Below are 12312 nucleotides of genomic sequence, written 5' to 3' on the forward strand. Positions count from 1 at the left end.
TTTAACCTTACATAAGCAAAAATTATCACACAAATTTGAGAAGAGCCGTTGCTCTCATTCCACAATACCCTCGATCGAGCTTAAGGTAACATCTTAAGCTTATTGAACTTAACTAGCGATAGATTCGAGGATTTATTAGCCCTATCAAAGCAAAAAACCCTGATTTTGCCTTGATTTTGCCCCATCTACCGCCCTAGCCCGACAAGTAATTTCTCATATAGATAAGAATTATTCTCAATAGCTGTACAATAGGAAAAGACAACTTTGCCAAGAATCGAGCAATGAACGATAAAATAACTCGGAGAGTCTTTCTAGGCGCGGGAACAGCCACCTTAGCAGTAGCAGTGGGTCAATTAGGGAAAATAAACGAAGTTTCCGCCCAAACTAAACAATTAAACCTCTATTCCTCCCGTCACTACAACACCGACCGACGATTGTATGACAACTTCACCCGACAAACGGGAATAAAAATTAACCTTGTCGAAGGGGAAGCAGACCCATTAATCGAACGGATCAAAAGCGAAGGCCGCAATAGTCCTGCTGATATACTCCTGACGGTAGATGCCGGGAGATTATGGCGGGCCGACCAACAGGGAATTTTTGCCCCGGTCAATTCCCGCATTCTCACCCAAAGAATTCCCGCTAATTTGCGTCACCCCAAAGGTCACTGGTTTGGGTTTAGTAAACGCTTGCGGGTAATCATGTATAACAAAGACAGAGTTAACCCCAGAGAAATCGATTCCTATGGGGATTTAACCAATCCCAAATGGAAAGGAAAAGTCGTCACTCGGTCATCTAGTAACATCTATAGTCAATCTTTTACCGCTTGGTTAATCGACATCCAAGGGGAAGCAGCCGCAGAAAAATGGTGTCGAGGATTAGTGGCTAATTTTGCCCGTTCACCCCAGGGCAATGATAAGGCACAAATCGAAGCTGTAGCCGCAGGAATTGCCGATTTAGCCCTAGCTAACACCTATTACTTAGCTGGGTATGCCGAAGAAAAAGACCCCGCTAAACGGGCAATTTATGACCAAGTAGGCGTAATTTTCCCCGACCAAACAGGGCGCGGCGCTCACGTTAATATTAGCGGTGGTGGTTTAATTAAAACCGCCCCCAATCGAGAATCGGCCATTAAATTTTTAGAGTATCTTTCTAGCAATGAAGCACAGAACTTTTTTGCTAAGGGTAATCAAGAATATCCCGTCGTTCGAGGAGTTGCTTTAGACCCTGTTCTGGCAAAACTCGGACGCGGGAAGGAAGATACAGTTAGTGTGGCTAATTATGGTCCTAATTTAGCCAAAGCAGTACAGGTAATGAATCGCGCTGGTTGGAAATAAGTTATCAGTTATCAGTTATCAGTTATCAGTTAAGGCAATTGAAATAAAACCGAGAGATTATTAGCTGGCATAGGAATTACTTCTAACAATTGTAAACCTCGATTGCTCGCTGCTTGCACCACATCTTCTAAATTCCTAACTCCCCAAGCAGAATTTTGAGAACGGAGAGAAAAATCAAAGCTTTCATTACTAGGAGAAGTATGTTTTCCCTGTCGTTTATAGGGACCATAAAGATAGAGAATTCCCCCCGAACTAAGAATGCGACTCGCTCCTGCCATTAAAGCTAAACAAGCGGACCAAGGGGCGATATGAATCATATTAATATTAACAATAGCATTAATAACGATATTTTCCGTCTCTACCGCCCAAACTGACTGATGAACATCGATAAATAGGGGGCGATCTAGATTAGAACTAGGATAATAATCGCACCAACTGCGAATACTATCTAGAGCCAGAGGGTTACAATCCGAGGGAATCCAACGACAAGGAGCAAGACGAGGGGCAAAAAAAACAGCGTGTTCACCCGTGCCGCTAGATATTTCTAGAATATTCCCAGTCTTCGGTAAAAATTGGCTGAGAACTTCCAAAATCGGCTGACGATTGCGTTCTGTTGCCGGGGCATATTGACGTAAATCAGACATAATTACAGCGTTTTTCCTAAAGATGAAGCGTAACCTAATTTAGTATCGACGACCGGCTCCCATCTTGAATCAGTTATCAGTTATCAGCTTTTTTCTCCCCCCTCCTTTCTCCCATCTCCCCATTCCCCCACTTCCCTATTCCCCTATTCCCCATCTCCCTTCTCCCCAACTCCCACTCTGCAATAACTACTGGCAGCCAGAAATACGTTGGGTGCATATCATACTTTGTGCTTTTTGTCAAAAAAACTTTTTTTTTGCAATAAAACTACACACAAAAAAGATCATCGTTGTTGGTGAAATTGACTAATTTACCCGTCCTAATTAGGATAACCTTCTAGGTGTGGCAAGGGTTTCAACCATTGCTGCCTAAAAAAGCACGGAATATCCCATTATGAAATTCAGTAAAATCGCTGTAACCATTGTAACATCGTTGTTAAATAAAAATCTTTCTCAATTAATTCTTAAGAATTTATAAATATTGCGGAATGTTAATTTAAATATTCTCAAGTTTTTGGCATCAATAAATAAATTTTGCTTATCTTTGGCAAACATTGGGTTAGGAGTCAGTCATCAGTCATCAGTTATCAGTGTCAGCTTTTTTCTCCCTTCTCCCCATTACCCCATCTCCCTGCTCCCCTCTTCCTGCTCCAGAAAAATATTAAGTTTTATTAAGAAGTTAGTGACAAAAGACCAGCTTTAATCTCTATTATCGTAGTAAGTGGATTTTGACCCGAATCAAGCCGGTCAAGATAAATAGTAACTTTTGCCCATCATCAAACAAAGATGGTCAGTCTAACTAAAACAGTCGCTGTGGCCATGCCCTCGTGATCAATTCCTATGTCAACCCTGGTTATTGTCGAATCCCCCACCAAAGCTCGGACGATCAGTAATTATCTGCCTAGCGGCTATCGAGTCCAAGCCTCCATGGGCCACATCCGCGATCTGCCCGCCTCTGCCGAAGAAATTCCCCCCGCCCACAAAGACAAATCCTGGGCTAACTTAGGCGTGGATGTGGAGAACGATTTCGATCCTCTCTACGTCGTCCCCAAAACCAAAAGTAAAATCGTCAAAGAATTAAAAGAAGCCCTCAAAGGCGCGAGCGAACTGATCCTCGCCACTGACGAAGATCGGGAAGGAGAAAGCATCAGTTGGCATCTCTTACAGGTACTCAACCCGAAAATACCCACCAAAAGGATGGTATTTCACGAAATCACCAAAGAAGCGATCCAAACCGCCCTGAAAAATTGTCGCTCCATCGACGAAAATTTAGTTCACGCCCAAGAAACCCGCCGCATACTCGATCGCCTCTACGGTTATACCCTCTCCCCCCTACTCTGGAAAAAAATCTCCAAAGGTTTATCCGCCGGCCGGGTGCAATCCGTCGCCGTGCGTCTGCTCGTACAACGGGAACGGGAACGACGGGCTTTTAAAACCGCCAATTATTGGGATCTGAAGGCGACTTTAGAAAAGGACAAAAATCAATTCGACTCGAAATTAGTCACCTTAAACGGTCAAAAAGTGGCAAATGGGAGCGATTTCGATGCCGACACCGGCAGACTGCTCCCCGGTCGCCAGGTGACACTCTTAGATCAAGCCACCGCCACCGCCTTAAAAGAACAGATCCAAGACAAAATCTGGCGCGTTAGCCACACCGAAGAAAAACCCACCACTCGCAAACCATCCCCCCCCTTCACCACCTCCACCCTACAGCAAGAAGCTAACCGGAAACTAGGCATATCCGCCAGGGACACCATGCGAATCGCCCAAAATCTCTACGAACAGGGCTACATCACCTATATGCGGACCGATTCCGTCCATCTTTCCGATCAGGCCATCAGCGCCGCCCGTCATTGTGTAGAACAAATGTACGGAAAAAACTATCTCAGTCCCCAACCCCGGCAATACACCACCAAAAGCAAAGGCGCGCAGGAAGCCCACGAAGCCATCCGACCTGCCGGCAGTAGCTTTCGCTTGCCCCGGGAAACCGGCCTGAGCGGACTAGAATTCGCCCTCTACGACCTAATCTGGAAACGCACCGTCGCCTCACAGATGGCCGATGCCCGTATTACCCAGATCGCCGTCAATATTCAGGTGGAAAATGCCGGATTTCGCTCCTCCGGCAAAAGAATCGACTTCCCCGGCTTTTTCCGCGCCTATGTGGAAGGTTCCGACGATCCCGAAGCCGCCATCGACGACCAAGAAATAATCTTACCCGCCCTCAGCGTCGGTGATACCCCCAATTGTCGCCAACTAGAAGCCATTAGCCACGATACCCAACCCCCCGCCCGTTATAGCGAAGCCTCTCTCGTAAAAACCCTCGAAAGTGAAGGAATCGGGCGACCCAGCACCTACGCCACCATTCTCGGCACCATTATCGATCGCGGTTATGCCCAAATGCGGAATAAAACCCTCATTCCCACCTTCACCGCCTTCGCCGTCGTCGGTCTATTAGAAAATCATTTCCCCGACCTGGTAGATCCCAAATTCACCTCGAAAATGGAGGAAACCCTCGACGATATCGCCACCGGTTCCGCTCAGTGGTTGCCCTATCTCGATCGCTTCTATCGCGGCGAAAAGGGGCTAGAAAGCCAAGTCAAAGAGCGCGAGAGTCAAATTAACTCTAGCACCGCTAAATCGGTGATTTTAGAGGATTTACAGGCAACCATCAAGATCGGCAAGTACGGTCCCTATCTAGAAGTCTCCCGAGGCGATGAAATCCTCACCGCTTCCATCCCCGCCGATTTAACCCCCGCCGACCTCAACCCCGAACAGGTAGAAACCCTGCTGCGACAAAAAACCGAAGGTCCGGACAAAATCGGTCTTCATCCCGACACCGGAGAGCCAATTTATCTGCTCGTGGGTAGTTACGGTCCCTACGTCCAGTTAGGAGATATCAGCGATGACAACCCCAAACCGAAACGCGCCTCCCTACCCAAAGGAGTCAAACCAGAGGATGTCACCCTCGAACAAGCAGTGGGTTTATTGGCACTGCCACGACTACTGGGAACCCATCCCCTCACCGGAGGCAAAATTAAAGCCAGTTTAGGGCGTTTTGGTCCCTATGTAGTTCAGGAAGAGGGTAAGGAAAAAGAATATCGTTCCCTGAAAGCCGGCGATGATGTCTTAACTATAACCCTCGATCGAGCTTTGGCTTTATTAGCCGAACCCAAAAAAACTCGCGGCACTCGCGGTTCCACCAAACCACCCCTAAAAGAATTGGGTAAACATCCCGACGACGGGGAATTGGTGGGATTGTACGAGGGTCCCTACGGAGTTTATATCAAACACGGCAAAACTAACGCCAAGATTCCTGAAGGAGAAACCGCCGAAACCCTGACTCTAGAACAAGCTTTAGTCGCCCTAGCAGCCAAGACAACCACTGCCAAGAAAACCACTACCAAGAAAACTACTTCTAGCACCACCAAAAAAACTACTTCCCCAGGTAGTAAAACTGGCAAAAGTAAGAAGGTTTAGCGGTTAGTGGTGAGGCGATTTTCTACCTGGTCAATTCCTCACCCTGATGCGAGGACAAATCTGGCTGGCTTTTTTGTCCTTGGCACCACTTTGACTAGGCTGATCCTAAGTAGGTAGGCGTTAAAAATTATCAGACACCCCCCTTATCAAGGGGGGCAGGGGGCATCAAACCCCCCTTATCAAGGGGGGATTAAGGGGGGATCAAACCCCCCTTATCAAGGGGGCAGGGGGCATCAAACCCCCCTTATCAAGGGGGGCAGGGGGGATCAAACCCCCCTTATCAAGGGGGGCAGGGGGGCAGGGGGGATCAAACCCCCCTTATCAAGGGGGGCAGGGGGGATCAAACCTAAAATCCATTTTTAATTTAATTACAACCAGCTACTTATACCCCAAATTCCCCTACTGTAAAGCAATCGCCATCGCTTCTTGGGGAATTTGCCGGTAAATTGGTTTTAAAAATTGTTCTATGGCATCGGATTCGGGGGCAGCCAGGGGAAAATTGCCTAAAATGTCGAGAATGGTTTGATTTTCATTCCCCGGCGTAATCACAACTAGGGAGGGATCTAGCTCCTCATCGTACTGCCAAAAGCGATCGATAGCACTTTCGGGGGCAGTTTTTTCGACTGCTGCGGGGGGTTCACTGACTGCTAAAGGTTGATTATCAGAGGAATAGGAGCGTTTTTCGCGTAAAGCTTCCAGAATTTGGCTTTTGCTTCGGCCGCGCAGTTGCAAAAGCAGGAAGGGATCGACACTAAAACGATCGCCCAATTGATAATATACTGCTCCTATATGTTTGCAGGGGTTGGCTTGATCGGGACAGGTGCAACGGGAGCGAATATCAGCTAGGGAAAAGGGAAATAAATTTACCCCACTATCGATAAAAACACGCTCGATATGATCGGGCATTTGTCCCGTGAGTAATTGAGCGGAATAAATGGCTTTTTTGGAGAGAAGCTTAATAATATAATCCCATTCTTCATCACTAAAAGCCGCTAGGGATAAATCCACTATATAAGGTTCGGATTCACTGCCTTGTACTCTAGCAATAACTTGCGAGTCTTCAAAGTCAATACTTAAAACATTGCCCTCTCTAGCGTAGAGTCTAGCTCGTTCCAAGCGTTTTTTAAAGCGATAGGAATCGAGTAGTTCTAACCATTTTTGTACCCACCAAGCTTGTTCTGTCATTTTTTATTTACCCTACCGCTTATCAGCTTCGTTACTAACAAAAACACCAATTCAAAAAGGAAACACATCAGCCTTGAGGCTTGACTAGGAAAGGCTCATCAGGTATAGTCTGATCAATATAACAACAAATCAGACCCAAAAACGAAGCCCTCAACATTTTAACATAATACCATTTTTCTTTATTCGTGACAGGTATCCTACTCCCCTCTCCCAGAAAGGGGTTGGGGATGAGGGCAATTAACCATCTCTGCCATTACTTGAGAAAAATGGTATTAGTATTAAGATAAAATTATTGTAGTATCAACGGAAAGTGCGTAAAAAAACTTACTCCCAGGGATTTTACCAAAATGTCTAACGAAACCGTTACTTATAGTCTTGAATCTGTCCTCAAGGAAATCAAAGACAGCATCAAGGAAGTTAACCAAAAAATCGATACCTTTCAACAGGATGTTAACCAGAAATTTGATAGCTTACAGAAGGATTTTAACCAGAAATTTGACAAAATCGACGAACGGTTAACTAAGCTAGAGGTAGGACAGACAAAACTAACTGAGAAAGTCGATGGGATGGATAGAAGACTAGAAAAGGTGGAAGGAACCCAAAAAAATCAAGTTTGGACGTTAATTATCCTTTTAGGAGGAGCGATCGGAACAGCAGCGTGGCGATCCTTTTTTTCTGGTAATCCTTAGAAATATTACTATAAGTAGCTGGTTATAATTAAATTAAAAATGGATTTTAGGTTCGATCCCCCCTTAATCCCCCCTTAATAAGGGGGGCATCTAATAATTTTTAACGCCTACCTACTTAATACTAAATTCTAGGCAATAGGTAATCAGTTTTTAATAACCAGATTTAGGATTATAATAAAATTATTATACTATCATTACTCCCAGGGATGTTACCAAAATGTCTAACGAAACCGTTACTTATAGTCTTGAATCCGTCCTCAAGGAAATCAAAGACAGCATCAAGGAAGTTAACCAAAAAATCGACACCTTTCAACAGGATGTTAACCAGAAATTTGATAGCCTACAGAAGGATGTTAACCAGAAATTTGATAGCCTACAGAAGGATTTTAACCAGAAATTTGATAGCCTACAAAAGGATGTTAACCAAAAAATCGATATCTTGCAACAGGATGTTAACCAGAAATTTGATAGCCTACAAAAGGATTTTAACCAGAAATTTGACAAAATCGACGAACGGCTAACTAAGCTAGAGGTAGGACAAGCAAAACTAACTGAGAAAGTCGATGGGATGGATAGAAGACTAGAAAAGCTGGAAGGAACCCAAAAAAATCAAGTTTGGACGTTAATTATCCTTTTAGGAGGAGCGATCGGCACAGCAGCATGGCGCTCTTTCTTTTCTGGTAATCCTTAGAAATATCACTATAATTTCTCACTTTAGGGTAGTTATGAGGGGAAATCAGCAGATGTGAAACTCAGGTAAAAATAAGGGATATTTAACCCATCCTACCCCTAATTATGCTTTCCTCAACCATCTTTTTAACAATCGCCACAATGCCACTATTATCCCCCCAATTAAAACGAAAGGAAACTTAACCACCCCCAGAAAGAAAGCAACGATTAAGGGATATTTTCGGGTTTCTAATTGCCGAATTGCCTGATCGCAATCTTGAACATCCGCTGCTAACCCCAATGCTTGATATAATTCCCGCGACTGAAGAAATGCTTCTTTCGCTTCCGATATACGTTTGAGTTTATAGTAGGTAACTCCCAGATTAAACCAAGAATACGCTTCACCCCCCCGATCACCGATTTCCCGTGTGATTGCTAAGGACTGTTGATGAAACTCGATCGCTTTTTCGTATTCTCCTAGGGAACCGTAAGCATTGCCTAAATTACCGTAGGATTTCGCTTCACCCCCCCGATCACCGATTTCCCGATCGATTGCTAAGGACTGTTGATGAAACTCGATCGCTTTTTGGTATTCTCCTAGGGATTTGTAAACAATGCCTAAATTACCGTAGGATTTCGCTTCACCCCCCCGATCACCGATTTCCCGTTCGATTGCTAAGGACTGTTGATGAAACTCGATCGCTTTTTGGTATTCTCCTAGGGAATCGTAAGCATTGCCTAAATTACCGTAGGATTTCGCTTCACCCCCCCGATCACCGATTTCCCGTTCGATTGCTAAAGACTGTTGATGAAACTCGATCGCTTTTTCGTATTCTCCTAGGGAATCGTAAACATTGCCTAAATTATTGTAGGATTTCGCTTCACCCCCCCGATCACCGATTTCCCGTTCGATTGCTAAAGACTGTTGATGAAACTCGATCGCTTTTTCGTATTCTCCTAGGGAATCGTAAACATTGCCTAAATTATTGTAGGATTTCGCTTCACCCCCCCGATCACCGATTTCCCGTTTGATTGCTAAAGACTGTTGATGAAACTCGATCGCTTTTTGGTATTCTCCTAGGGATTTGTAAACAATGCCTAAATTACCGTAGGATTTCGCTTCACCCCCCCGATCACCGATTTCCCGTTTGATTGCTAAAGACTGTTGATGAAACTCGATCGCTTTTTGGTATTCTCCTAGGGATTTGTAAACAATGCCTAAATTACCGTAGGATTTCGCTTCACCCCCCCGATCACCGATTTCCCGATCGATTGCTAAGGACTGTTGATGAAACTCGATCGCTTTTTGGTATTCTCCTAGGGAATAGTAAACATTGGCTAAATTATTGTAGGATTTCGCTTCACCCCCCCGATCACCGATTTCCCGATCGATTGCTAAGGACTGTTGATGAAACTCGATCGCTTTTTGGTATTCTCCTAGGGAATCGTAAACAATGCCTAAACTGGTGAGGGATGCGGCATAATTCCAGTTGGTTTGCTCCTCCTGTTGTTGGTAAACAGTGACTAATTCAAGGTAATAATCCGCTAGGGTTTGATAATACCCCCGTCGGGTGAGAAAATCCTCGATAGCACGGAGAATATCAAAAGCAGAATCATAGACTTTTAGCTGACTCCAATGATAAAAAATTTCTAAATATTCTGTTACGTCTTTTAGGGTTTGCCAAGGTTTTGTTTTTATAGTTGAAAGATAATAGGCGATCGCTTTTTGGTGTAATTCCCTTTGATCGCCGGCTTTGTATTGTGCATATTCCCAAACTAAAGGCTGAAAACTAAAAATTCGCTGGCGATTTTCCTCTTTTTCTTCTAATAATGATCGTCGCTGCAATTCTCGCAAATCTGCCGTGATCTCGGATAGTGCGATCTCCGGGTAATTATCCATCACCGCTTTGGCTGCCAGAGAATCAAATTCTCGGCGATAAATGCTGGTTTTAGTGAATAATTCCTGCTGTCTTTGGCTAAGTCGCTGAAAACTAGCATCTAAAACTAAAGCAATTCCCACTGTCTCTTGACGATGGCTCCCCACCACCTGCGGATCGCTCAAAAGTTGCGATAAATTTCCTAATCCTAAATCCGCTAACCTTTCTAAACTGGGGTTTTGCGGAAATTCTGCTAAGATTAAATCCGCCACCAATCGCAGGAGTAATGGATGACCATCCACCCGTCGAGAAAAGTTCTCTAGATCCCCTGTTATTTGCGATTCCGCTAACAATTGCGCCCCTTCAGGAGGTTTCAAACCTTTTAGCTCAATCCAACGGTTAAAACCCCTAGTTTTTGGCTTTTCTCTGGTGGTGACTATAATTTTGCTGGTGTCACCTTTTTCTATCCAAGCAGTGAAAAACTGCTGATAAAATTCATTATTCCAAGAACCATCTTCCCCTAATAACTGAACTTCCCCCATACATATATACTATAATAGCCGAAAACCCTTATCCATCAATGGATACGCCCCTTAACTTTTCTTAATGTACCCATGTAATTTGTAACATTTCTTAATGGACAAGAATTCTCTCTATTTGCTAGAATGATAGCCATGTATATAGAAAAAGTTCCTAACCGTAATTCCCCCCCCGCCGTTCTTCTTCGGGAGTCCTACCGAGAAGGAGATCAAGTCAAAAAAAGAACCCTGGCCAATCTCTCAAAATTACCCGATGATATTATCGACAATCTGAAACTGGCTCTTAAAGGCGCAACACTGTCCATGACTGAAGGCATTCCCAATCATTTTGAAGTGATTAGAAGTCTTCCTCATGGTCATGTAATGGCTATTTTAGAGACGATTAAAAAATTAGGTTTAGATAAAATAATCAGTGAAAAATCCTCACGAATCAGAAACTTAGTGGTGGCGATGATTGTGGCAAGAATCATCAATCCTAAATCGAAACTAGCCACAGCGAGAGGGTTTAATAGCGAGACTTGTAGTCAGAGTTTAGGACAATTGTTAGACTTAGAGAAAGCCGATGAAGACGAATTATATAACGCCTTAGATTGGTTATTAGAAAAACAAGAGAAAATTGAGAAGCACCTAGCAATTAAACACTTAGAATCAGGAACATTAGTCTTGTATGATGTCACTTCTACCTACCTAGAAGGAAATGGTTGTGAACTGGGAAAATATGGTTATAACCGAGATAAAAAGAAAGGGAAAACTCAGATAGTTTTTGGTCTGCTCTGTTCAGCCAAGGGTTGTCCGATAGCGGTAGAAGTATTTGAAGGAAACACTTCAGACGGTGCTACTTTAAGCGGACAAATTGAGAAAGTCAGAAAGGGTTGGGGGATTGAGAATGTTGTCTGGGTAAGCGATAGAGGAATTTTAACCAACTCGAAAATCAACGAATTAGTAAAACCCATAGAAGGATTAGACTATATTACTGGTTTAACTAAGCCTCAAATTCGGAAACTGGCTGAGGTAGAAGTGATTCAATTAGGATTATTTGATCAGGTAAACTTGGTGGAATTTGAGAGTGAAGATTATCCCGATGAAAGATTAATTGCTTGTCGGAATCCCTTAATCGCCCAGAAAAATCAACTACAAAGAGAGGCATTATTAGAAGCGGTAGAGAAGGAACTAGATTTGATTGTTCAGGCGACTCAAAGGGAGAAAAGAGCTTTAAAGGGTCAAGATAAGATAGCTTTGAGAGTGGGCAAGGTTCTTAATCAGTTTAAGGTCAATAAATACTATAACTTAGAGATAACAGAAGAAGGCTTTTCTTATCAGCGTAAGCTGGAATTAATCGCTCAAGAAACGGCTTTGGATGGTGTGTATGTGTTAAGAACTTCTCTGGAGTCAACTTTGATGGATGCAGCGACGACGGTTAAAGCTTATAAAAGTTTGTCTCAAGTGGAGGAGGCATTTCGCTGTTATAAGTCAATTGATTTAAAGGTACGTCCTATATATCATTATAAGGGTGATAGAGTCAAAGCTCATATCTTTTTATGTATGTTGGCTTATTATGTGGAATGGCATTTAAAACAGTGCTTGGCTCCTTTGTTATTTGAGGATGAAGAAATTGATGATGGTTCTCTGAATGTGATTAAAGCGAGTCGCAGTGAATCCGCTCAGTCTAAAGAGAGAAAAAAACGGAATCAAGAGAACCTCCCTGTGCATAGCTTTCGGACTTTGTTGGAAGACCTGGGGACAATTTGCTTGAATACAGTGGAATGTACGATTAGGGAGGGAAGTTATCGTTTTTCTAAGATAACTCGACCGACCCAACTGCAACAAAAAGCGTTAGATTTATTGGGAGTTTCCCTGATTTGTACCCAGTAACGGGGCGGCGGAAATTCTCTTAATCC

Annotated in this window: 8 protein-coding genes; 5 read left to right on the forward strand and 3 right to left on the reverse strand. The window is 43.6% G+C overall.

Annotated elements, in window-relative coordinates:
• The first annotated feature begins 281 nt into the window (after nt 1–281).
• Nucleotides 282–1337, forward strand: a complete 1056-nt coding sequence (locus tag ACQY1X_RS20400) for a Fe(3+) ABC transporter substrate-binding protein (RefSeq protein ID WP_430013445.1) — start codon at nt 282–284, stop codon at nt 1335–1337.
• Nucleotides 1338–1366: 29 nt separating this feature from the next.
• On the opposite strand, the gene ACQY1X_RS20405 is transcribed toward ACQY1X_RS20400, so the two are convergent.
• On the reverse strand, nt 1367–1981 hold the full coding sequence (locus ACQY1X_RS20405; RefSeq protein WP_430015066.1) for a DUF938 domain-containing protein: 615 nt from the start codon (nt 1979–1981) through the stop codon (nt 1367–1369).
• Between the two features lie 837 nt (nt 1982–2818).
• Here ACQY1X_RS20405 and topA point away from each other — a divergent pair.
• Nucleotides 2819–5455 carry a type I DNA topoisomerase gene (gene topA / locus ACQY1X_RS20410; protein ID WP_430015067.1) on the forward strand — a complete coding sequence of 879 codons (2637 nt, stop codon included), beginning with the start codon at nt 2819–2821 and terminating at the stop codon, nt 5453–5455.
• Between the two features lie 399 nt (nt 5456–5854).
• Here topA and ACQY1X_RS20415 read toward each other — a convergent pair whose 3' ends face one another.
• Entirely contained in the window at nt 5855–6640 is a 786-nt protein-coding gene (locus tag ACQY1X_RS20415; RefSeq protein WP_430015068.1) for an SWIM zinc finger family protein, read from the reverse strand.
• Between the two features lie 347 nt (nt 6641–6987).
• Here ACQY1X_RS20415 and ACQY1X_RS20420 point away from each other — a divergent pair, with 347 nt between their 5' ends.
• Both ACQY1X_RS20420 and ACQY1X_RS20425 read left to right on the forward strand, forming a co-directional pair.
• On the forward strand, nt 6988–7329 hold the full coding sequence (locus ACQY1X_RS20420) for a DUF4164 family protein (protein WP_106909122.1): 342 nt from the start codon (nt 6988–6990) through the stop codon (nt 7327–7329).
• Between the two features lie 217 nt (nt 7330–7546).
• Nucleotides 7547–8020: a DUF4164 domain-containing protein gene (locus ACQY1X_RS20425; protein ID WP_430015069.1), complete on the forward strand. Its 474-nt coding sequence runs from the start codon at nt 7547–7549 to the stop codon at nt 8018–8020.
• 102 nt (nt 8021–8122) lie between these two features.
• On the opposite strand, the gene ACQY1X_RS20430 is transcribed toward ACQY1X_RS20425, so the two are convergent.
• Nucleotides 8123–10417: a tetratricopeptide repeat protein gene (locus ACQY1X_RS20430; RefSeq protein ID WP_430015070.1), complete on the reverse strand. Its 2295-nt coding sequence runs from the start codon at nt 10415–10417 to the stop codon at nt 8123–8125.
• Between the two features lie 132 nt (nt 10418–10549).
• Here ACQY1X_RS20430 and ACQY1X_RS20435 point away from each other — a divergent pair, with 132 nt between their 5' ends.
• Nucleotides 10550–12286, forward strand: a complete 1737-nt coding sequence (locus tag ACQY1X_RS20435) for an IS1634 family transposase (RefSeq protein WP_430014641.1) — start codon at nt 10550–10552, stop codon at nt 12284–12286.
• The last annotated feature ends 26 nt before the right edge of the window (nt 12287–12312 follow it).

The organism is Microcystis protocystis FBCC-A270 (assembly GCF_050500235.1).
GTDB classification, from domain to species: domain Bacteria; phylum Cyanobacteriota; class Cyanobacteriia; order Cyanobacteriales; family Microcystaceae; genus Microcystis; species Microcystis ichthyoblabe_A.